This window comes from Shewanella phaeophyticola, from assembly GCF_025398315.1.
In the GTDB taxonomy this organism is placed as follows: Bacteria; Pseudomonadota; Gammaproteobacteria; order Enterobacterales; family Shewanellaceae; genus Shewanella; species Shewanella phaeophyticola.
In genome coordinates this window covers 227,228-249,288 of the sequence record NZ_JAODOQ010000001.1, presented here as the reverse complement: position 1 = coordinate 249,288, position 22,061 = coordinate 227,228, and the positions used below count along the sequence as shown (strand labels likewise).

20 protein-coding genes and 5 pseudogenes are annotated in these 22,061 nt (G+C 40.5%); 6 read left to right on the top strand and 19 right to left on the bottom strand.

Translation table 11 applies throughout. The features are described from left to right. Positions 1 to 151 precede the first annotated feature (151 nt). Positions 152 to 1,000: a hypothetical protein gene (locus tag N4T56_RS01195; RefSeq protein ID WP_261731948.1), complete on the top strand. Its 849-nt coding sequence runs from the start codon at positions 152 to 154 to the stop codon at positions 998 to 1,000. A gap of 57 nt (positions 1,001 to 1,057) precedes the next feature. On the opposite strand, the gene N4T56_RS01190 is transcribed toward N4T56_RS01195, so the two are convergent. Beyond that, a complete protein-coding gene (locus N4T56_RS01190; protein WP_261731947.1) occupies positions 1,058 to 2,077 on the bottom strand; it encodes a GGDEF domain-containing protein in 1,020 nt (339 codons plus the stop codon). Between the two features lie 401 nt (positions 2,078 to 2,478). On the opposite strand from N4T56_RS01190, the gene N4T56_RS01185 reads away from it, so the two are divergent. Continuing rightward, a complete protein-coding gene (locus N4T56_RS01185; RefSeq protein WP_261731946.1) occupies positions 2,479 to 2,730 on the top strand; it encodes a hypothetical protein in 252 nt (83 codons plus the stop codon). A gap of 268 nt (positions 2,731 to 2,998) precedes the next feature. After that, positions 2,999 to 3,490, top strand: coding sequence for a DUF1097 domain-containing protein (locus N4T56_RS01180; RefSeq protein WP_261731945.1), 492 nt, complete (start codon positions 2,999 to 3,001; stop codon positions 3,488 to 3,490). Positions 3,491 to 3,725: 235 nt separating this feature from the next. Here the strand turns inward: N4T56_RS01180 and N4T56_RS01175 are convergent, their stop codons facing one another. From N4T56_RS01175 to N4T56_RS01160, 4 genes are all read right to left on the bottom strand, one after another. Beyond that, positions 3,726 to 4,151 carry a CPBP family intramembrane glutamic endopeptidase gene (locus N4T56_RS01175; RefSeq protein ID WP_261731944.1) on the bottom strand — a complete coding sequence of 142 codons (426 nt, stop codon included), beginning with the start codon at positions 4,149 to 4,151 and terminating at the stop codon, positions 3,726 to 3,728. Positions 4,152 to 4,200: 49 nt separating this feature from the next. Then, positions 4,201 to 4,431 carry a hypothetical protein gene (locus N4T56_RS01170; RefSeq protein WP_261731943.1) on the bottom strand — a complete coding sequence of 77 codons (231 nt, stop codon included), beginning with the start codon at positions 4,429 to 4,431 and terminating at the stop codon, positions 4,201 to 4,203. A 198-nt stretch (positions 4,432 to 4,629) separates the two neighbouring features. Further along, positions 4,630 to 4,722, bottom strand: a complete 93-nt coding sequence (locus tag N4T56_RS01165) for a DUF5655 domain-containing protein (RefSeq protein WP_261731942.1) — start codon at positions 4,720 to 4,722, stop codon at positions 4,630 to 4,632. Next, positions 4,709 to 5,173, bottom strand: coding sequence for a DUF4287 domain-containing protein (locus N4T56_RS01160; protein ID WP_261731941.1), 465 nt, complete (start codon positions 5,171 to 5,173; stop codon positions 4,709 to 4,711). Before N4T56_RS01160 ends, N4T56_RS01165 begins: the two co-directional genes overlap by 14 nt. A gap of 698 nt (positions 5,174 to 5,871) precedes the next feature. Here N4T56_RS01160 and N4T56_RS01155 point away from each other — a divergent pair. Continuing rightward, a complete protein-coding gene (locus tag N4T56_RS01155) occupies positions 5,872 to 6,828 on the top strand; it encodes a MipA/OmpV family protein (protein WP_390904100.1) in 957 nt (318 codons plus the stop codon). A 109-nt stretch (positions 6,829 to 6,937) separates the two neighbouring features. Here N4T56_RS01155 and N4T56_RS01150 read toward each other — a convergent pair. From N4T56_RS01150 to N4T56_RS01135, 4 genes and pseudogenes are all read right to left on the bottom strand, one after another. After that, positions 6,938 to 7,945 (bottom strand): annotated as a pseudogene (locus tag N4T56_RS01150) (substrate-binding domain-containing protein). 522 nt (positions 7,946 to 8,467) lie between these two features. Continuing rightward, on the bottom strand, positions 8,468 to 9,442 hold the full coding sequence (locus tag N4T56_RS01145; protein WP_261731940.1) for a transposase: 975 nt from the start codon (positions 9,440 to 9,442) through the stop codon (positions 8,468 to 8,470). Positions 9,443 to 9,467: 25 nt separating this feature from the next. After that, positions 9,468 to 10,142, bottom strand: a pseudogene (locus tag N4T56_RS01140) (transposase); the annotation flags it as partial. 114 nt (positions 10,143 to 10,256) lie between these two features. Then, positions 10,257 to 10,598 (bottom strand): annotated as a pseudogene (locus N4T56_RS01135) (transposase); the annotation flags it as partial. A gap of 297 nt (positions 10,599 to 10,895) precedes the next feature. Here N4T56_RS01135 and N4T56_RS01130 point away from each other — a divergent pair. Beyond that, positions 10,896 to 11,939, top strand: a complete 1,044-nt coding sequence (locus N4T56_RS01130; protein WP_261731938.1) for an IS110-like element ISShfr7 family transposase — start codon at positions 10,896 to 10,898, stop codon at positions 11,937 to 11,939. A gap of 496 nt (positions 11,940 to 12,435) precedes the next feature. Here N4T56_RS01130 and N4T56_RS01125 read toward each other — a convergent pair whose 3' ends face one another. Both N4T56_RS01125 and N4T56_RS01120 read right to left on the bottom strand, forming a co-directional pair. Continuing rightward, positions 12,436 to 12,714 (bottom strand): hypothetical protein, encoded by a 279-nt coding sequence (locus tag N4T56_RS01125; RefSeq protein ID WP_261731937.1) that lies wholly within the window; start codon positions 12,712 to 12,714, stop codon positions 12,436 to 12,438. A gap of 112 nt (positions 12,715 to 12,826) precedes the next feature. Further along, positions 12,827 to 13,123, bottom strand: a complete 297-nt coding sequence (locus tag N4T56_RS01120) for a hypothetical protein (RefSeq protein WP_261731936.1) — start codon at positions 13,121 to 13,123, stop codon at positions 12,827 to 12,829. 331 nt (positions 13,124 to 13,454) lie between these two features. Between N4T56_RS01120 and N4T56_RS01115 the strand changes: the two genes are divergently transcribed. Continuing rightward, positions 13,455 to 14,456: an integron integrase gene (locus tag N4T56_RS01115; RefSeq protein ID WP_315902995.1), complete on the top strand. Its 1,002-nt coding sequence runs from the start codon at positions 13,455 to 13,457 to the stop codon at positions 14,454 to 14,456. 77 nt (positions 14,457 to 14,533) lie between these two features. Here the strand turns inward: N4T56_RS01115 and N4T56_RS01110 are convergent, their stop codons facing one another. The 8 genes and pseudogenes from N4T56_RS01110 to N4T56_RS01075 all read right to left on the bottom strand — a co-directional run bounded on the left by N4T56_RS01110 (position 14,534) and on the right by N4T56_RS01075 (position 21,801). After that, entirely contained in the window at positions 14,534 to 15,304 is a 771-nt protein-coding gene (locus tag N4T56_RS01110) for an ABC transporter permease (protein ID WP_261731935.1), read from the bottom strand. Then, positions 15,304 to 16,240: pseudogene (locus N4T56_RS01105) on the bottom strand (ABC transporter ATP-binding protein). Before N4T56_RS01105 ends, N4T56_RS01110 begins: the two are co-directional and overlap by 1 nt. 149 nt (positions 16,241 to 16,389) lie before the next feature. After that, on the bottom strand, positions 16,390 to 16,920 hold the full coding sequence (hpt, locus tag N4T56_RS01100; RefSeq protein ID WP_188927171.1) for a hypoxanthine phosphoribosyltransferase: 531 nt from the start codon (positions 16,918 to 16,920) through the stop codon (positions 16,390 to 16,392). 7 nt (positions 16,921 to 16,927) lie between these two features. Continuing rightward, the gene (locus N4T56_RS01095) at positions 16,928 to 17,587 is read right to left on the bottom strand and encodes a flavin prenyltransferase UbiX (protein WP_261731934.1); all 660 of its coding nucleotides are present in this window, start codon (positions 17,585 to 17,587) and stop codon (positions 16,928 to 16,930) included. Between the two features lie 25 nt (positions 17,588 to 17,612). Beyond that, a pseudogene (gene mpl, locus N4T56_RS01090) lies at positions 17,613 to 19,008 on the bottom strand (UDP-N-acetylmuramate:L-alanyl-gamma-D-glutamyl-meso-diaminopimelate ligase). A gap of 93 nt (positions 19,009 to 19,101) precedes the next feature. Next, positions 19,102 to 19,410 (bottom strand): AzlD domain-containing protein, encoded by a 309-nt coding sequence (locus N4T56_RS01085; RefSeq protein ID WP_261731933.1) that lies wholly within the window; start codon positions 19,408 to 19,410, stop codon positions 19,102 to 19,104. Further along, complete coding sequence (locus N4T56_RS01080) at positions 19,407 to 20,177, bottom strand: AzlC family ABC transporter permease (protein WP_261734725.1); 771 nt, start codon at positions 20,175 to 20,177, stop codon at positions 19,407 to 19,409. The genes N4T56_RS01085 and N4T56_RS01080 overlap by 4 nt, the downstream gene beginning before the upstream one ends. A 664-nt stretch (positions 20,178 to 20,841) precedes the next feature. Next, positions 20,842 to 21,801: a LysR family transcriptional regulator gene (locus N4T56_RS01075; protein ID WP_261731932.1), complete on the bottom strand. Its 960-nt coding sequence runs from the start codon at positions 21,799 to 21,801 to the stop codon at positions 20,842 to 20,844. Between the last annotated feature and the right edge of the window lie 260 nt (positions 21,802 to 22,061).

The window sequence follows — 22,061 nt, the reverse complement described above, 5'->3', positions numbered from 1 at the left end:
GCAGGCTTATTTTTACGCAGCTTGCACAAATGCGCTTTAGCTCTTCTAATGCCCCGTTACACCGCGACACGCCCTCTTTACCACAAATTGAACTTTACTTTCTATTAACAATCAAACCTAACACCAATAAAATAAACGATATTTTAGCGATATGGATAGCCTCACAGTAACGCGAGACACCAGCAACAAACAACCTATACCGCTTAATGATCAGCGCTTAGTTACGCCTTTGTTCTTCGCGACTGTAATGCACTGTATATTGATATTGTTAATAGGTTGGTTTTGGCAACAAGACACCAAACAAAGAATGGCTGAACTCAACACGCCAGTAAAACATAGCGCGATTAAAAGTTATCTCATCACCTCGCAGCAATACCAGTCAATGCTTACCGAAAGTCATTCTAAATCCAGCAGTCAGCCACAAGCGCCCGTTCAACCCATTCAAATTCTATCAGATGAGCACAACCCCAAGCCTTCAAATAAGGTTAGCAATAAGTCAGAACAAATAACATCGGTTACGGTAGCCGACACAGCAAATACGCCAGCACTCAATAAACCTAATAAAACGAGTACACCAACAACCCCATCAGCACAGATATCAACTCATGCTATTCATACTGCGAGCTCAATGAAACAAGCCGCAAGCCAATATCTACAGCAACAAAATCAAATGGAATTTGAGCAACTTGTTGGTCAACAAACTGCAGCGCTACATCAACCGAAGGGGACTATGAGTGAAATGGATGTGACATTGGACTTTATTGAATTAACCCCCACTCCAACCGATACCAACCAACCTCATACCTTAAATCACAAATTAGACCCTAATAGAATTGTTAAACAAGGTGATTATTGCTACACAGTGGTCAACCTGGCAACCCAAGTTAACCCCCATGGCTGGGGATTAGGTTTTGCTCAGTATTGTGGCGAAGATAAGCAAAAGCAGCAACTCACAGAAGCCATCGATAATAGAGTCAAAAAAGTCAAAAAAACGGATTAACATTCACCGATATTATCAACCGGGCGACTGCGTAATCAGTTTAGGTTGATCGTGATATTACTCCGAAACCACCTGATTTCGCCCTTGAGCTTTGGCTTTATAAAGTCTTTCGTCAGCGGCTTTATATATCTGGGGTAAGTGGCTACCATCATCAGGCCAACGCGCGACCCCAATACTAATGGTGATATTAAGTAGACACCCGTCAATGCCAGTAATTTTATCAATTGCCAACCTTAAACGTTCAGCAATTCTTTCAGCCTGTCGCATGCTCGTATTAGGGATTAACATACAAAACTCTTCGCCACCAAAACGAAACGCCCAATCATTACGACGTCGCATATCGCTGATTATTGTTGATACCTCAACTAATAACTTATCACCAACATCGTGACCAAATTCGTCATTAATTTTTTTAAAGTAGTTCAGGTCTAATAACAGCATAGAAACCGACGCTTGCTCATCGCTCAGGCTTTGGCACAACATCTCAAAAATAGAATCCAACAGTAAACGGTTATTTAACCCTGTTAGTGGGTCAAGTGAAGCCATTTGTTGTAAGCGCTCTACCGCCTCGGCGCGTTTATATTCATAACTATAAGACAACGCCCAAATCGCGGCCAGACACAGCAAGATATTAGCGATAGTAATAGGGTAAATATCGGCAATATGGTATATCAAGGCGTACGTCAAAATCGAAATACCTGCCACCATATACACACTGGTGTAAATAGTGCCTAACCTAATGCCAAGTAGCAGATATGACAGAACAGGAATAATAAATAACCAGGTAAACAACCCCGAATTAAACGATGCGCTGTAAATACCAATAAGAATGACCGTATACAGGGCAAATAAAAATATGCAGCACCATAGGGTTAAATTGGTTGTTCGTTTATGAATCGCGAGTATACCAATACACAAAAAAACTACCGCCAACTCAACCATGGCGTACACTTGGAAACCGCTGAACCAGTTATTAACAACAAAAATACTGCCTGCAATAATGATTACAATTAACACCGCCTTTAACACTGTACGACGATACTCAAGTTCCGTTGCCCACAAGTTGGGGATGATCATTAATCTAGTATTCCTGTATTTTGACACGGCAGCCTAATGCCCTAAATTATAGATGGCCATGAATTTAATGAGTTTTATAAGATAGTCAAAGACTAGTCTAGAGTAGGCAGACGCGCTAGATAACTTGTCCAATTTTATCCAAACGTTGTTAGGAACAGTTATGGTTATTGATAATGGTTATGGTGTTATTGCTTTTTATATTGCATGGCGTTAACACACAGCGCTTACCTTGAAACTCACAGTGTCAATGATGATTCACCAACGCGCCGTAAAACAACCTAAATCAATTTGCTGTCCCTAGCATGACATATCAGTTAATTCTAGTTCAATTTTGAACTGTTATTCATCATACTATAATAACAACTCATTTAGCCAAGTTTGCTCACCATAAAAAACAAAAAATGGCGAAACCCAATAAAAAAAGTCCAACACGCACAGTCAATATTTTTTGCGCTAAATGTAAAGTCCAACTTTATAAGTACCGTAAAGGTGGCAAGGGCGCCCTCATAAAGTGCTTTAAAGAGCGTATTGTAGAAGATTTCACTCAAGTCGCTTGCACCTGTCCAGCATGCGGGCAAACATTTGCCCGCGAATGTCTAATTCGCGGCGCACCGACTCTTAAAATGATTGGAGGTAAAGTGACCTTTAAATAGCCTGATCATCACAAGAGTTGCACCTGTACGATTTAATGTTGTCCCCCCTTTAATGTTAAATAAGCAATCAACTTACACGATGTTCATCAAGCAACTAATATCGTTGTTAAAAAAGCTACACAGCCCCAAAATTAGGCGCTCAACATTTATTAGCAGTTACGATTATTTGCGAACTGGATCGCTTTTCATAAACTAAAACTGCATAAATTTGATTTATTGTGCTAAATTTAGAACTCACCGTTCTAAATTTTAATCTTGAGAGGCGATTATGGCGCATCGTTGGCAAATTGCAATTTCTGCAGGCTTATTAGCAGCTGTTTGGGCCGGGCTTGCGGATGTGTTTCATCTGGTGACATGGGTCGGCTTTCTGGGTTGCAGCACCTTTTTCGCGCAAACCGAAACGGGCGTTAAAGGAATGATGATGGCAATGATGACGAATCTTTCGGGGGTATTTTGGGGATGGTTAATTATTGCAGGCAGTGGTGTATTGGGATCATCTATCATTAGCTATGCATTAACCGGTATTGTGACTGCATTTATGTGCCTACAAGCGAGCAATAAAAACTTTGCGTTTATCCCTGGTACATTTATTGGCTGCTGTATCACATTCGCTTTAAATGCCGATATTGCTGCAATTGTCCCGCCCCTTATGATTGGTGCAATGCTTGGCTACAGCATGAGTCTTTTAACTGGCGTGCTTATTACGTTAACAGATAAAACCGCTGATTCATTAAAAGATAAGCCCGTAGAAGAAGCCTAAATAACTACAACTTCCTTAATGACGTTTCAAATTTTCAGCTGATCACATCCATTCATTTGTGGTCAGCAATAACGATAAAATCCCCCTGCAATTTCAAATCAGCTTTGCCCTAGGTTTTATGCCGCTCGCACAATCACTTTATTATCGCTCTCAGCCACGACTTGCTGAGAACGACTATGTTTTCAAAAGGCTGCCTCGAATACCTCACTGATAATTTTCGCTAAAAGAGCAAATTCTAATGCGGATTGGTATAATAAAACGCCGAAAAACCAAACGCGAGTTCAATGAGTAAATGGAAAGTCAACGCAGGCCATAAACTGCGAGTTTTGAGGGTTAAATAAGACAATAAAGGCGAGGCAAAAATCATCCCTACGGCTTCATAAATTGGCTTTTTGATGTGAAATAACACTTCGAATATACAAACGATAATCGTCATAATCACCGCAGCTGCGGTAGGGCTAAGCTTATAGTGCTTGGTTAAGCAATATTGCCCACCACCGAGTAAAAAACCTCTATGAATGACCTCCCAACCAATAATGGTCGACGCGGTAAAAATTAAAAAACGTTGAAATGCGCCTGACTCACGAAGCCCTTCGAGCGAACGACCATGACGGTAGTGAGATAAGTAATCTTCAGCAAAAAATTGCAAATAAACAAACAAACACAACAAAAGCCCAAAAAGCACACCCATAAATATCAGGGTTTCACGATTAATCGTGAAGCCGAGAAAAGTACAGATGCTTTAACGGTATCGCCAATAAAAACACCACAATAAAAGGCAATACTAACCGGCTTAAAATCCAATAACCTTTAAACCCGCCTGACGCTAAAAAGCTGTTGCTGACATACACCCCCACGACCTGAGACAACAATATCACCAACAGTAATATACAAAAAGGAGCCGCCATTTTGACGCTAAGAGGTTGATCTTGGTGTGGCATGCTTGTGATTTCCGTTTACGCTGTAAGCTTTAAAAAACAATTGCCACACAGTCTGTTATGTCGACACTATTATTGTCAACTAGATAAAGCGTTGAAAAATGGCGTGTACTCAAAAAGTGCTTAACTAAGGTGCTTAGGGAAAGCATTTAATCAATATTGCTATTGGCCGCAACGATAAATGAACCAGTGAGTTGTTGATTAAACAGAGCTATCATAGGCTTTAGACAACCATTTAATAATTTCATCATCAACATCGGCGACATGTTGCAGCTGTATTCTATGGGTACACATTGTGCCAAATGGCTCCAGAGTTTTCTAGGCGCCCTTGTACTGCTACACCTTTAAGTTTTAAACCCAAATCTATTCTTGTTTTAGTGGCCGGTTTAATTAAAGCAAATTGATTTTTTCGAATAATACTGACGCTTGTTTTTTTGGGCGTAATGACAATATCGTCACCCAGCTTTTGTACGGTTGAAATTAATAAGTCATAAATGGGTTTAAGAGATGCTTTACCACTATATTGGTTTGCTATTAAATCATCAGGAGAATCCACTGTGTCTTTTGACAGCGTGACAATGGTATTGGCAAACCCATGAGTTACACCGTGCTCTGTTTTCAAAAACTTTACAGCCTCAGAGTGTTTAACAAAATTTTCTTGTTTTAATATTTCAAACCACTCGGTTAATTTTCTACCTGTTTTTTCAGGCATATTATCAATCATCGTTTGCAGTGCTTGATCCATACTCTTCTCCTTTAGTTCAAGACATAACACCTACAATACAGTAAACACATTGTTATGCTGCCGTTGCATACTATCAAAGCTTAGCACCCCTATAGCTTTCCCGTAATTCCCTCCCATAATAAGCCATATCGTTAATGAACTTTTCATTTTGAACGACCCATTTTTATAATGATTTTACGGCAGTTAGGCTAAAGCAGGCGATTCTTCGACATGCCGAAGGCAAATGTAGATTTCCTCAGCAGAGCACAACTCAGTTATTCCAAGGTAATAACTTGATTTTTAACTTATCTGTAGCATTCTATAGTTATGCCCCACTGCCTGATGAAAATAATGACCTTAATTCAATTACTCAGCACGCTAGCATTATCGGCATCACTCATAGCGCCTCAATCACTCGCAGCAAAAGAAGTTACACAAGAGCAAGTAAACCATAATACTGACAATTGGGGCATAGCTATCGGTATTCGTCGGGGTGATATTCCCTATGCAGTTGAGGACGATGAAGTCTATGATGTTCTGCCGCTATTGAAGTTTGAAAATGAATATATTTTTATCAATGGTATGGAGGGCGGTGTACACTTGTGGCAACAAGGCGAACACCAGATTAATGCCTATACCCGCTTTCGTTTCGTCGACATACCAAAAGAATTACAGAATCAATCTCAAGCTCAAGCCTTCGATTTTGGTTTACAATATAAATTCAATCACGACCATGGGAGGCTGATGTTGCATTATTATCAGACTCTTACAAGCGCAGTTATGCGTATACGCGCACGAAATATCGCTGGCAGCAAGGAAACTGGAAACTCACACCTTACGCAGAGTTTCAATGGAAAAGCGATGACTTTAACCAGTATTATTATGGGTTAGAACAATATGATGTGGGTGGCGGTATTCAAGTTAATGCAGGACTTGAAGCGCGGTATCATTTGATCAGTAATCTTTATCTGCTTGGTCAGTTCGGCGTTAATCGTTTAGAAGACAATGTATCGAACCTTCCAACCATAGATAACGCTTATCAGTATGAGTCATTTTTAGGTGTTGCCTTCTTCCCTGAACCTAATAAACAACACCATTACTCTGCGCCCCTTAGTGATAGCAGCGATGAATTTTTAAGGCTTTCACACGGCTGGGCAACACCGTCTAACCTCAACGAGATATTAAGCTGGAACACGCGTTCTGACCCATACAATAATCAAATGAGTTCGTTGTTTTATGGTACTCGATTGACCAAAACGCTATTTACCTTACCCATTGAGCTTTACTTTACGCCCGGCGTGGTATGGCATCACAGCTCTAAGGTGCAAAATAATTTAACCGAAGGCGTCGTCGCGATTAAAGCATTTTACACATTCGAACTAGAGCCGAGGTTTAGACTAGGTGTAGCAGAAGGACTTTCATATGTCAGCAACCTGACTTATATTGAAGGGTCTGAGATCGAGGAGAAAGGTTATACACCATCAAAATTACTGAACTACCTTGATTTCTCTCTCGACGTCAACATAGGCGATCTATTCAACAACTCGAAATTAGATAGCATATGGTTTGGCTATGCCATTCATCATCGATCTGGCATTTTTGAAACCAGCTCTGCATTTGGACGCATCAAAGGTGGCAGTAATTACCAAACGGTTTACGTTCAATGGCACTTCTAAAACATGATCATCTCATTGCAAGTCATTACATATAATGTACATAAATGACATTGTGGGTGAGCGCTGTTTAGCCATGTAATTATTGGGAAGCAGATAAAATTAAATATGGTTACAACCCTACATTCTTGGTACAGGTATCAAAATTATCTGCAGTACAAACCCTGATAGGTGTGTGAATTGTTTTGTCGTATTTTTGTTTTGTGACAATCTTATACAGTGTCAAAATGGCTTGTCTTCCCATTTCGTATGGGTTTTGACCAATATTGATATGAGCAAGATTATCTCCCAACATCGTTAATTGTTCAGCGGATGTATCAGTGATAACAATAATGACCTTGTTGTCATCAATTTTTTCCTGGTACGGGGCAATCATTTGACGGTAAAGCACTTGGTTATTTTGCGGCCAACCACCAACTGCAATAAAGGAGTTTGCTTTTACAGGCTTACCTTTCAAAACCGATTCCATCTGCTTAACGGAACGATCAAGTTGATCAAAATTAAAAAAAGGTTCTCTAACCTCAGTCCAGCCCGAGTCGTTATTAAGCAATTCTCCAGGAGGTGCATCGTATTTTTTCCCGGATAATGCGGAACGGACTCCCATCAGTCTTAAATTTAAATTGGGAGAATCTGGTCGTCCAGATTGCATTATAAGTGTCCCCCCATTGGCCGAAGTTTTTTCAACTCTTCCCCTAATGATTTTCCCAATTCAAAGTTATCAGTACCTATATAGGCCAGGCGTAAATTATTAGGGTCTTCGTTAATTGAAGCATCAAAATCAGAGTCATAGGTAATAATCGGGATACCTGCTTCTTTAGCTCTTTTCAGGCTATTTTTGGCAAGATATTTAGATTGTGTGATGGCGACAGCAATACCATCTACACCGTCATCAATCAGTTGAGTTATTACCTGGTCTTGCATCCTAACGTTACTTATATGGTTTCCGATATAAACACTCTACACCTTTTATTTGAGCCGCAGCATCTATACAGCCTGTTTTGCTTTGGTCAAAAAAAGCACTGTTAAATTTAGGTACCACAGCAAACTTCAATTCTTTTCCATAGACAGAAAAGATGGGGGTTAGACAAAAAACAACAAACAATACAAGTAATTTAGCCACACATTCTCCTGAAATAAAACAGAGCGCGACTCTGCCTTACAATAAAGATAGCAAAGGGATTCAGTTAAAGCTATGAGATGAAACAATATGACTGGACATATCAGTGTGGGTTAATCGATATGGTTGAGCTTTACACTCCCCTCGCGTCAGGATGGCACCACCACAATTGTAACTGATATTAAGTTGCAGATTTTAAATTGAGATTTAAATTACTACGCCTTTTAAAAATACTACTTTTTCTACAAATGCCACCCAAGATTAGGTCGATAAACATGAAAGCCTTTATACTTTTTCTACAAATGCCACCCAAGATTAGGTCGATAAACATGAAAGCCTTTATGTTTAATCATCTGAGCGGAAATCTACTTATTTTTTATTATTCAAATCGACAAATTCAATCTAAACATATTACCACTTAAGATTATACGAAGGCTGCAGGAGAAAAACACTAAACGCTGCGCACCTCTAAAGACCTGATATCAATCAAGCAGTAGATAAACAATATTTTCTAGTCTGTTTTATTTAAGCTTGCAGCCAACGTTGACAATTTGATGCGCCTTGTCGTCGTTTTCGGTCTAAATGCTCACAGTATTCAGTTAAGGCAGGTAGTGCACCTACAGCACCTTTAAATAACGCACCAAATTCAGTGGTGATTTTAAGCCAATTATCTGCGGGGATGTTGAGTCTATTCAGTATGTCCTGACTACTTGAACTAATGGCACCACGCTTATCTTCTCGAATAATCCGACCGGTATCTTCAACCAGTACAATGTAGTCTTTCACGCTGAACATGAGCCCGTTAGGCATATTGAGTCGCTCATTACCCACAAACGGTAATAGCTCAGATGGTTGCTCGCCTCTCATTGCTGAATTTATTCGACGCTGAATACTGGTGTAATCTGAGGTTTCTGGAGTTGTTGCCATTTTGGCGCGGATAGGGTTTAAATCGACATAAGCCATACAGGCTAAAACTGCGGCTTCATCAAGCAAAGCCTGAGATTTAAATCTTCCTTCCCAGAATCTTCCGGTACATTTATCTTCTTTGTTGGCCATTCTGGCGATGGGTTCACTGAGTGAACGCATAAACCAACTGATATCAATTAAGCGCTTACGGTATTCAGTAATGCATTCATTAACCGTTTGAAGCTCAAATGAGTTAAGGTCTTCTTTCAGGTATTTGTGTGTGAGTAACGTGCCCTTAAAGCCTTTGTGCCATTGAATGAGCACTTCTTTATCTGACCACTGTTTTGCTTTATCAGCATCGACTTTTATAACCACATGTAAGTGATTGCTCATCACGGCATAAGCACAGATATCAATGGCAAAGATAGTCGCTAATTCTAGAATCCGGGAGTCGACCCACTCACGGCGATGCTCAAAGTTCTCACCTGTTGAATTATCTATTCCACATAAGAATGCCTTACGCACTACACGAGAACAGCAGTGGTAGTAAGGTGTATCTTCCAGGCTCACGATTGTCTGTCTTGGTCTGGCCATCTTTAATTACCGTTTGGAAAGGGTAAATAAAGCGTAGTTCACTGTTTATTATTTCGCCAACTATTATGGGTGGCCATGTTAATTTGTTTCTGGTGTAATCTGAGGTTTCTGGGGTTGCAGCCATTTTGGCTCTGACAGGGTTTAAATCGACATAAGCCATACAGGCTAAAACTGCGGCTTCATCAAGCAAAGCCTGAGATTTAAACCTGCCTTCCCAGAATCTTCCGGTACATTTATCTTCTTTGTTGGCCATTCTGGCTATAGGCTCACTGAGTGAGCGCATAAACCAACTGATATCAATTAAGCGTTTACGGTATTCAGTAATGCATTCATTAACCGTTTGAAGCTCAAACTGGTTAAGGTCTTCTTCTTTTAGGTATTTGTGCGTAAGCAACGTGCCCTTAAAGCCTTTGTGCCATTGAATGAGCACTTCTTTATCTGACCACTGTTTTGCTTTATCAGCATCGACTTTTATAACCACATGTAAGTGATTGCTCATCACGGCATAAGCACAGATATCAATGGCAAAGATAGTCGCTAATTCTAGAATCCGGGAGTCGACCCACTCACGGCGATGCTCAAAGTTCTCACCTGTTGAATTATCTATTCCACATAAGAATGCCTTACGCACTACACGAGAACAGCAGTGGTAGTAAGGTGTATCTTCCAGGCTCACGATTGTCTGTCTTGGTCTGGCCATCTTTAATTACCGTTTGGAAAGGGTAAATAAAGCGTAGTTCACTGTTTATTATTTCGCCAACTATTATGGGTGGCCATGTTAATTTATCGCCAACTATTATGGGTGGCCATGTTAATTTATTTTAGCCACAAAACCCGCTATCGATGTGTAATGTGGCTGTACATCACCCGACACGCTCATGAACAAAATATTGTTTTCACACGCCTTAGCAATGCGTCGACTGCTAATTAACCCATGCGCATACCCGAGTAAAATAATTTTGAGCATCACTGCTGGTGAATACGCTGCCGCCCCCGTTTTATCATTGTGATACCAAGCATCAAACCCCGATAAATCGAGTTTATTTTCGATAATATAACAAAGGGCATACTCGAATGTGCCAGGCAAAATTTGCTCTGAAAAATTGATGGGAATGAATTTACTTTGGCAGGATAAGTCAGGCTTGTAGTTGGCCATAACAATTTACTGTAGGTGAATAATATCTATTAGATCACAGGCATCGACACACCGCAAGCTCAAAAAACAACCAATTTGTTTTTTAGTAAATAGACGTTAAAAACGTCTATTTTGGAGAAATTCTACAGCCTCAACGCCTCGTTAAGAGGCAAATAATTGTTGGCTAAAATAAGCGACGAAGGAGCAAAAACCAACTGTTATTTGTCCTTTTAAGTGACTTGATACTCATTGAGCCCCTCCCTAGCAAGCCGCATCAGCGGTATGCTTAAGGTGACTAAACCAACAGGAGAAAACTCAATGAGATTTTATAATAACTCACATCCATACTACTGTGGTATCGATTTACATGCACGTTTACTTTATGTCTGTATCATTGATTCTAAAGGGGAAGTTGTAGCTCATAAAAAGATAGGTGCCAGTAAAGATGACTTATTACTCATTCTAGAACCTTATATCGGCAATGTAATTGTCGGAGTTGAGTGCATGCATTGCTGGTATTGGGTGTCCGACTGGTGTGCTGAACTTGGGATTGATTTTATCTTAGGTCATGCGCTTTATATGAAGGCGATTCACGGTGGTAAAACCAAAAATGATAAAGTCGATTCCTTTAAAATTGCCACACTACTGCGTGGTGGTAACTTTCCAATAGCTTATGATTATCCAAGTGAAATGCGCGCAACACGTGACTTACTACGTCGTAGAATGAAGATTGTCCGTCACGGCGCTATTCTTAAAGGTCATGTGGTTAACACTAATAGCCAATACAATTTACCTGCAACTGAACTTAATCTTAAAAACATCTCTGCAAGACAAAAACTTCGCGAGCAATATCAAGACCCTATCGTGCAGCGCAACATTGATTTAGACATGGCACTACTTGATTGTTATGCAAAGGAACTCGCACAGGTTGAATGGTTCATCGAAAAACAAGCCAAAAACCATAACCCCGTCTATTTAGAACTACTTAAAACAGTACCTGGCATTGGTAAGATTTTATCGCTGACAATCCTCTATGAAATCGGTGATATCAGTCGATTTGAATCAGTACAAAAGTTTGCGTCATACTCTCGATTGGTCAAATGCAAAGCGGAGTCAGCCGGTAAAACCTACGGCACAAATGGCAATAAAATCGGTAATGCTCATTTGAAATGGGCATTCTCCGAAGCAGCGGTGCTTTACCTACGTGGTAATGACAAAGCACGTAACTACCTTAATCGATTACAAAAACGAATGAGTAAAGCAAAAGCGTTGTCTGCACTGGCACATAAGCTTGGCCGCTGCGTCTATTTCATGCTGAAGAACAAAACGGTGTTTGATGAACAACGATTCTTAAAAGGATAAGTCGCGCAATAAGGTGAGCTGAACGTCTAACTAGATACTCTTAAAAAGAGAAGCGAGCATGACCGTGAATGATGTGGCTAATGAAGCAATGACTTCTCACCATCATCACTATGCCAAATGCTATTTAAGCTACATCGCCTTGATTAGACACCTTATTGGCGCGCATTAATGAATACAATCAACAAAGTCGTTTACACCCTAAATGAGCCTGAAACTAACTGTGCAAAAAGCACCTCTGACTTGAATAGTGCCATCTTAGGGTTAACCGATAAATGTCTAGTGCCCCTGACATTTCAACGGAATGAAAAGCGTCAGGCAGCGATAAGATCGCACTAAGAGAGCCTCTATATGTGTTTGCTGTAAACGATGATTTGACAGCTAAATGACAGACGAAGTAGATGAATTTGTTGATTGATTTTAATTTGACAGCAAAAGCAGTCAAATAAGTTAGGCGCGCCTATTGACTGGCGGAAGGCTCATATGTGTTATAAAGCAATTACTCACAAGCCTTAATTAAACTAGCATGATACTCAGCAAGACGATTAACTTTATTAGATAATTCTGAGTCCCAATCTAAGCTATCAACTGCAAAACGAAGTAAAGACTTAACACTATTATTTACCTCTTTTGCTGACGTTGATGAGTGGCAGTTATAAGATAACTTACTTAAGTGGTTTACGAGATACCAGCTCTTAGAGTCTCGGACAGGATTAGTTGCCTTAAGCTCATGAAGGAAATTATCAATTTCACATACAAAACTTTTAAATGACGCCATAGTCTCCATGCTTTATAACGCTTTGCAACAGCGGTAAATTGAGTTGGCTATAATTGAGCGAAGCGAAAAGCCAGCGTAAATTTATCCGTTGATTGCACTTGTTATATTTACCTTAACTCAACTCTTTGTCTAAGTAAGGTAAAATATTGGGTGTTTCATCGCTAGCTAGCTTTACCGCAAGAATAAATGAAGATATTGCAAGCCAACCAGTTACAAAGCTAGAGCCATTGAAAACATATATGATTAAAGCTGGTAAAAACGAAACTAAAGCAAATAAACTTAAACGTTTTATCCAGTTGATTGGATTTTCATTACGGTAAGCCTTGATAGCTTTATTAACAATATGATGTTTTTCTTCTCTGTTTAAAGAAACTAGCCTTTCATCATCGTATAATTTGAAATGGTACATATACCTCCCTGTAAACATAACAGCTTATTGAAGGGCAAAACAAAATTAAAGTCGCCCTTTAACTTATTGATTATTAACATCCTACATTTACTATCTTATTGTTGTAAAGCAGTTTTATTTAACTCCACTGACAAATAAAAGCGAGCTTGCACGTTAAAAGTGGACTTAATATTCATCAAAGATTTAAAGCATATTTATTTCAATGCATTACGAAATAAACAAACTCTTTATCGTACGACTTTAGTTTACTTATTAGCCGATTTAGCTTGAAAACACGTCAAAACCCATTATAACTGTATATAAATACAGTGTAGGTAACATAAAGGGGGAAATGATGGCAGAAACTGGATATTTAGAAGCGATTAGACAACAAATTAGAGTAAGACATTACAGCTATCAAACTGAAAAATCTTATTTGTATTGGAATCAATATTTTATTCGCCATTTTCGTTTTTCGACGGCAAAGCAAATTTCCCCTAGCCATATTGAACAATTTTTATCATTTTTGGCAAACAATAAACACGTATCAAGCAGTACACAACAGCAAGCCCTTTGCGCCCTTGTTTTTGCGTTTAAACATGTATTAGCTATCGATACTGATAATTTACAGTTCCCATATGCTAAACCTCCAAGTCGTATTCCGCAGGTATTAAATGATGTTGAGGCCAAACAGGTCATTGATAATTTACATGGTAAATACCAACTGATTGGCTGTTTATTATATGGCGCGGGGCTAAGATTAATTGAAGCGTTAAGTATTAGACTTAAGGATATCGATTTTGAAAATCGCACACTTTTTGTATTTAGAGGTAAAGGTAAAAAAGATAGAGTTTGTATTTTACCTAAAATGACCATTGACCCCATACAGCAGCAGATGCACCATGTGCGAGAGACTCATGCTCACGACTTATCTCAGGGATTAGGGATGGCTTCTTTGCCTCCTAGCTTACTCAAAAAGTTTGGAACAAGCGCCAAACAATTACATTGGCAATATCTTTTTCCTTCGATTCACTGTGTGTCACATCCTGTTAATGACTATAGATGCAGACATCATATTGACCCAACAACATTTAGAAAGGCATTAAAAAAAGCTGTTCAGAAAACGACTATCACTAAACGCATTACCGCTCATACTTTTAGGCATTCCTTTGCAACAAACTTACTGAGACGTGGTCACGATATAAGAACCGTGCAGGAATTACTCGGCCATGAAGATGTAAAAACAACCCAGATTTATACGCATGTTGCAGGTTTGCACCAAACAGGCGTACAAAGAGCCCAATGGATTACAGTTAGCAACTGTAATTACTTAGTCCGAGATCAAACCTATTGAGTAAATCCCTGTTAAATTTCACCCACAAAAAAGGCTCTTTCGAGCCCTTTCTATATTCATTTTGTGCTTGGTATGTATTAACTTCTTAACCCAATCCCACGAGATATCAGATAATAAGCAACAAACCATAAGCTGGCACAAAAGCCCACCATAATAGCGATAGATAATGGCACGCTAAGATCGGCAAACCCTAAAAATCCGTAGCGGAAGACGTTGATCATATATACCACAGGATTTAAAGCCGACACACCTTGCCAAAAGTCTGGTAATAGCGATAACGAATAAAAAACACCTCCTAAATAAGTCAGAGGCGTCAAAATAAAGGTTGGAATAATACTAATGTCGTCGAAGCTTTTGGCAAACACCGCATTAATTAACCCTCCCAGTGCGAATAACACTGAAGTTAAAAACATGGTGAGTATTACCAAGCCAACATGATGTAAGGTAATATCGACAAACATCATCGCCACTGTAGTGACAATTAAGCCAACACACAAACCACGTGAAACCCCGCCGCCAACGTAACCTGCAATCATCACATAATGTGGTACTGGCGCAACCATAATCTCTTCAATGTTACGTTGAAACTTGGCACTGTAAAACGACGATGCCACATTAGAATATGAGCTGGTAATTACCGACATCATAATTAAACCTGGGGCAATAAATTCCATGTAACTCACGCCGCCCATTTCACCAATACGGCTACCGACTAAGTTACCAAAAATAAGAAAATATAACGTCATGGTAATAGCTGGCGGGACTAACGTTTGCACCCAAATGCGGGTAAAACGGTTAATTTCTTTGGTTAAAATACTTTTAAAAGCCACAAAGTACAGGTGGTTCATTATTTTGACTCCTTGGCTTTTTCGACCAACTCTACAAATAATTCTTCTAAGCGATTTGCTTTGTTGCGCATCGACAATACTTCAATATCGGCTGCGCTCAATTGAGCAAACAACTCATTAATATTGTGCGATTTAGCCACATCGACTTCTAAAGTATGGGCATCGATTAGGCGGCAATTCATATTCTTTAATTGCGGTGCAGTCTCTCGGTCGCGGCGTAAATCTAAAATAAAAGTCTCCACATCAAGCTTGCTGAGTAGGGCTTTCATGGTGGTGCACTCCACCAGTAAACCTGTGTCAATAATGCCAATGGTGCGGCACAGCATTTCGGCTTCTTCAAGGTAGTGGGTGGTTAAAATAATGGTCACACCTTGTTGATTGATTTGCTTTAAAAAGTCCCACATTGAGCGGCGCAGTTCAATGTCTACCCCTGCGGTCGGTTCATCTAAAATAAGCAGCTTGGGCTCGTGCATTAACGCGCGCGCAATCATTAAACGGCGTTTCATACCGCCCGATAACTCGCGGGCTTGAGCATGACGTTTTTGCCATAAATCAAGTTGAGACAAGTATTTTTCGGCGCGTTGTAATGCCACATCTTTAGGCACACCGTAATAGCCTGCTTGGTTAACCACAATTTGTTGTACGGTTTCAAACTGGTTAAAGTTAAACTCTTGCGGCACTAACCCTATACATAACTTGGCTTGTTCAAGTTGTTTATCAATGTCAAAACCAAATACCGATACCGAACCTGAGGTTTTTTGCACTAACGAGCTGATAATGCCGATAGTGGTCGATTTACCGGCGCCGTTAGAGTACGAGTAACGCAAAAAAATCACCTTGTTTTACCGTTAAACTAATCGATTTAACGGCTTGTACGCCACCTTTGTAGGTTTTTTTAAGGTTGTCGATCACCAATGCATTGTTGGTGTTACTCATTGTCATACCTCTAATCAATAAATTGCGTATTAAAGACTTTTTATTACGTGTATCTAAAGACGTTATAAAAATGAAAAAGACGCAACACTTTCGCCTACCAAAACAAAACTCCCGCCTATAGCGGGAGTTTATCAATTATATAAAAAGATCTAATCTAATGGCACCACTTTAGCGATGTAAGGCAGATTGCGATATTGCTCTGCGTAGTCGATACCGTAACCGACGATAAACTCGTCAGGAATGGTAATGCCAATAAAATCAACGGGTACGTCAACTTCTCGGCGTTCTGGTTTGTCGAGCAAAGTACACAGCGTTAAGCTTTTAGGATCGCGCAGCAATAGCATTTCGCGCACCTTGTTTAAGGTGTTACCTGAGTCGATTAAGTCTTCAACAATTAACACATCACGGCCAGCAATGTCAGATTGTACGTCTTTAAGCACTTTAACATCGCGAGAACTGTTCATATTATTGCCGTAACTCGACACAGCCATAAAATCGATTTCGACATGGCCTTTAATACGACGACACAAATCGGCCATAAACACGACTGATCCTTTTAATAGGCCAACCATTAATAAGCGCTCACTGTGCGCATAATGGGCGTTAATGCGTTCGGCTAACTGGTCGAGGGTTTTATTGATTTCTTGCTCAGAAATCATCATTTCAATTGTGTGCTTCATAAATGTCTCAATTGTCGATGTCGTTTGGCTGGGTGTGTCCGTATCCCCAGCGACTCGTTAGGTCGTGCTCGATCCCTAAATGATCGAGGATCCGCAGAACCATGAAGTTTACCAGATCTTCTACCGATTGGGGATTATGATAAAAGCCTGGCGCGGCTGGCATGATGGTGGCACCATTGCGGGTTAGGCTTAACATATGCTCTAAGTGTATGGCGCTAAACGGAGTTTCTCGCGGAACTAAAATCAATTGGCCACGCTCTTTTAGTACAACGTCTGCTGCTCTTTCGAGCAAATTATTGCTCATACCTGTTGCTACTGCCGCTAACGTGCCCGTTGAGCACGGACAAATCACCATTTGTTTTGGCGCAGCGCTGCCTGAGGCCGGCGGCGAAAACCATTCATCTTTACCCAGCACCACCAACTCACCTTTAAGGGGAGCATCTGGGTTATCAAGCTGTTCAAGCAATTGCGCTTTGGCTTTGTCTGGGTTGGCGCTGAGTTGTAAACCATGCTCGGTGGCCAGTACCACTCTCGCGGCACTGGAGATCATTAAAAATACTTGGTAGTCGTTCGCCAGCAAGCATTCGAGTAGCTTGATGCCGTACGGCGCACCCGAGGCGCCTGTCCAGGCGAGACTAATTGCTTTGGCTTTTTTGGCGTAGGCCATCTTGTATCCTCTATTGCATTGACGTTTACGCTAATGCCTTAATGATTTTTTGATGAATACCATTAAAACCACCGTTACTCATAATCACCACGGTGTCACCTGGCTGCGCGGTATTGGCTACGTTAGTAATAATATCTTCAATGTTATGATAAACCGTCACAGGTATCGGCGCATTGGCCATGCTGGTGGTAATGTCCCAGCCAATATTGTCTGCTTGATATAAATATGCCGCATCGGCTAACGCCATCGAATTAGCTAAGGTGTCTTTATGCACACCGCTTTTCATGGTGTTGGAGCGCGGCTCTAGCACGACAATAATCTTCCCTGCAGCATTGGTATCAACGCCCACTTTGGCCCGTAAACCTTGTAAGGTGGTGGCAATCGCTGTGGGGTGATGGGCAAAATCGTCATACACCGCCACACCATTCACGGTGGCTAATAACTCCAGACGGCGCTTTGGCGGGCTAAATTGTGTTAACGCTTCAATGGCGTGATTAGGTGCAACCCCAACATGACGAGCGGCAGCAATGGCCATTATGGCGTTTTCAATATTATGCTGACCAATTAAGCCCCAACTCACAACACCTTGTGTTTCACCGTTAAACAACACTTCAAATTTATGACCATCGTCGGCAATAGTACGCGACTGCCAGGCGCTTGGTTCAGTTGTTGTAGCGTGTTTAGAATAAGTTTCTTGCTCGCTCCAGCAGCCCATGTCAATCACTTGTTTAACAGCGTCAACGTCGCGTGGCCAAATCACTTTCCCCTCACCTGGTACGGTGCGAATAACATGATTGAATTGACGTTGAATGGCGGCCAGATCGGCAAAAATATCGGCATGATCAAATTCTAAATTATTGATTACCAGTGTGCGCGGACGGTAGTGAACAAACTTAGAGCGTTTATCAAAAAAGGCGCTGTCGTATTCGTCGGCTTCAACCACAAAAAATGGTGAATTACCTAAGCGCGCTGACACACCAAAGTTTTGTGGTACGCCACCAATTAAAAACCCCGGCTCATAACCGCAATACTCTAACACCCAGGCGAGCATGCTTGAGGTAGAGGTTTTACCATGAGTCCCCGCCACAGCTAACACCCAGCGTTCTGGCAATATATGTTCTGATAAAAATTGCGGCCATGAGGTGTATTTCATACCACGGTTTAATACCGCTTCAACACAAGGATTACCACGGCTCATGGCATTACCAATCACCACAAGATCGGGTTGATTTTCGCCTTCTTTACCCAGTTGGATGGGGTCAAAACCTTGTATTAGTTCAATGCCTTGTTGCTCAAGCTGAGTGCTCATTGGCGGGTAAACGTTGGCGTCGCTGCCGGTCACTTTATGGCTCCATTGCGCGGGCAAGCAGGGCTAATCCGCCCATAAAAGTGCCACAAATCCCTAAAATGTGTACATGCATGATTTCACTCTACTGATCCATTATATGGCGCTTATTCTAATCTATTGAGTACAGTGAATGTCAGTTAACAATTATTGAGAATCATCAATAGGATTAGGGCGAATATAAAAAGAAAAATAACCCCATGCTCAGCACAGTGGTAAGTAAGGTGTTGCGGGTAATATAAGCCAGCACCGTAGCCACCAGCGCACAGGTTAAATAAGGGTTATGTATGCTAATGGCCAGTTTACCCTCTGGTACAAACACAATAGGGGCGAGTATGGCCGTTAAAACGGTAGGAGCAGAGTAACTTAAAAAGGTTAAGGTGTTTTTACTCAACCTAATAGGGATTTTGGGCTCTAATAACAAGTGCCGACTCACAAACACCACCGCTGCCATTGATAAAATAATCAACCATGTCATAGGTTGTCCTCCTTGGTGGGCGTGATATCAGCACCGGGGCTATCAGCAGTTGTAACGCCTTCATTGGTGAATTTGGCATAAGCCATACCCGCAGCCATGCCCGATATGGCGGCAATCAATAAACCAGCTTGAATGGCAAACACGGCGCACACCACCGCTAAGGTGAGCGACACTAATACACTCACTAAAATTGACGGCTTTTTCACTGTGGGTACTACTATGGCGATAAAAGTGGCAGCAATGGCAAAGTCGAGCCCAAGCTCATCTAAATTATCGATAGACTGGCCAGCGACTATGCCGAGTAAGGTGGCAATGTTCCAGCCAATATAAAAGGTTAAGCCGCCACCCAGCGCATACCAGCGATCAAATTGATGCTGTGCGGACGTTTGGCCGCCATGAGTCTGGTTTGAAATAGCAAATAACTCGTCGGTGAGTAAAAACCCCAGCCCTAGCCGCCACTTAAGGGGTAATGGGCTAATGTGGCTGCGCATGGCCATGGCATAGAGTAAATGCCTTGAGGTTATGAGCAAGGTGGTGATTAAAATGCTGCCAATACCAATACCGGCTTTTATCATCCCGAGGGCGACCAATTGCGCACTGCCTGCAAAAATAATCGCCGACATCGCTTGGCTTTCTACTGCGGTGAGGCCAATCTCTAATGCGAATGAGCCGGCTAAAATGCCCCAGGGGATGACTGCAATGGTTAATGGCATCACCGCTAAGGCACCTGCAAAAAATGATTTGGTTTTATTGGTGGATCGAGTAATAGATTCGGCAGTGCTCACACTGTCTCCTTATGCAGCCGTCCTTTGCAACACTTATGCGCGCGATGTTAACTGAAGGTTAGCTTACTCGGAATAAAACAGTAAAGCCTTATTAATGCCTTATTTTTAAAAGATTATATAACGTGTATTTATTATACAGCTAGACTTTTGCACTTACTGACAATCAAAAAAGATGGCACTAATAAATGGCATAAAAGTGAACAATCATAGGAAAAATGCTTAATAATTAAAGTAAACCAAAAACACAAATACCAAAATATAAAATGCATTTTATATAAATCTAATTTCTCACACCCCAGTAAACTTTTTCAACAATATGTAATAAGAAATTTAAAAACAGCAGTAACCACTTTTACACCACGTTATATCTACATGCTAAACCAGCAATAATGCCATGATTAAAGCATGAGCAATAATAGCGCCTATTGAATTAACGAAATAATATCAACATCCATTGGTTTGATTTATTAAAGATGAATAAAAATAGCATGTTTGTCGATTGGGAGGGAATATAAAGCGGTTGCTGCGAAATAAATCTATGCTGATGATAAAATTATCAACTTATAGGTATCAACATATAGGTATCACAAAATGGGAAGAGAGATTCATTATTCCGCATTCTCAAAACGTAATTTTAGTGCCGCATTTACACCAACTCTAAGGTTAATTCGCGGATTTTTTTCTTTAGCCAGATGGATTCTTCGTTGTCTGCTGTAGGATACGTCACCATGACCAGCTTTAAAGGCTCAACAACTTGAAAAAGACGTTCACACTCCACCTCTGATAACTGGCAAGCATGGATACCTGAGTCATCATCAAGCATGTCGTATACCGCTTTATATGGCGTAATCGCTAACGAGTTACAATCAGAGAGGTACTCAAATAACGATGAAATGCTGGTAATCGTCATTTCAGTATTTAAGGTGAGCTTATGGGATTGGCAATATTCTTGAAACGGATTGAGTATTGGCGCCTGCACCCCAATAAAGGTGTTGATAAACGGGTAGTTAGCAATGGTTTCTAGGCTGATTTCTTGTTTTAAAATAGGGTGTTTTTTACAACTTAACAAATACTGACGGTTTAATGTTGCAAGCACTTCAACCTGCAAGTTTTGATCAAAAAAACGTATTTCATCAGGGTCTTTACAACAACACATAACGATACCATGAGGGTCGTTGGTCAGGGTTTCGAGTGAATGATTACTCCAACTGCTGACATTGATATGAATATTTTTATTATGTACTTTAATGGCGTGCATTAAGGCTATAGGGTATGCGTGTGCTATCATGCCTGGGAAGGTTAATTCAAAATAACGATGGTGTAATTGCTCTGCACTGTTAACTCGATTAAAGTGTTTTGCACAATCAACAATTTCTTTGGCTATGGGGTAAATTTTTCCGGCATAATCATTCGGCACTAAGCCGTATTTTCGCCTAATAAACAGGTCATCACCAAAGATTAATCTTGCAGTGTGTAAGCAGCGACTAATTTTTGATGCGGGTATATCTAACATTCTAGAGACATGTGTGGCTGACTTATGCTCATATAGGTTAACTAATATAGTGAGCGTTAATAAATCCAATTTATCTAATTCAATCGGTTTCATATCAATGTCTCCTGTTGCCAATGCAACCTGTAATATTAACCAAATATCAAAGATATGATAACGATATTTTAATTATTTGCCTTTTGTTTAATCTAGATCATTAAATTCACAAAGCTAAATATCTAAACCCCACAGACAATCACGAATTACAATTTACGTAATCCCTATTTGAGCAAAATAGATTTTAACTAACCATAATTGCATAACTAGCATTACTCATTAATGCTTTATTTATTACCCAAAAACCTAAAACAAAAAGA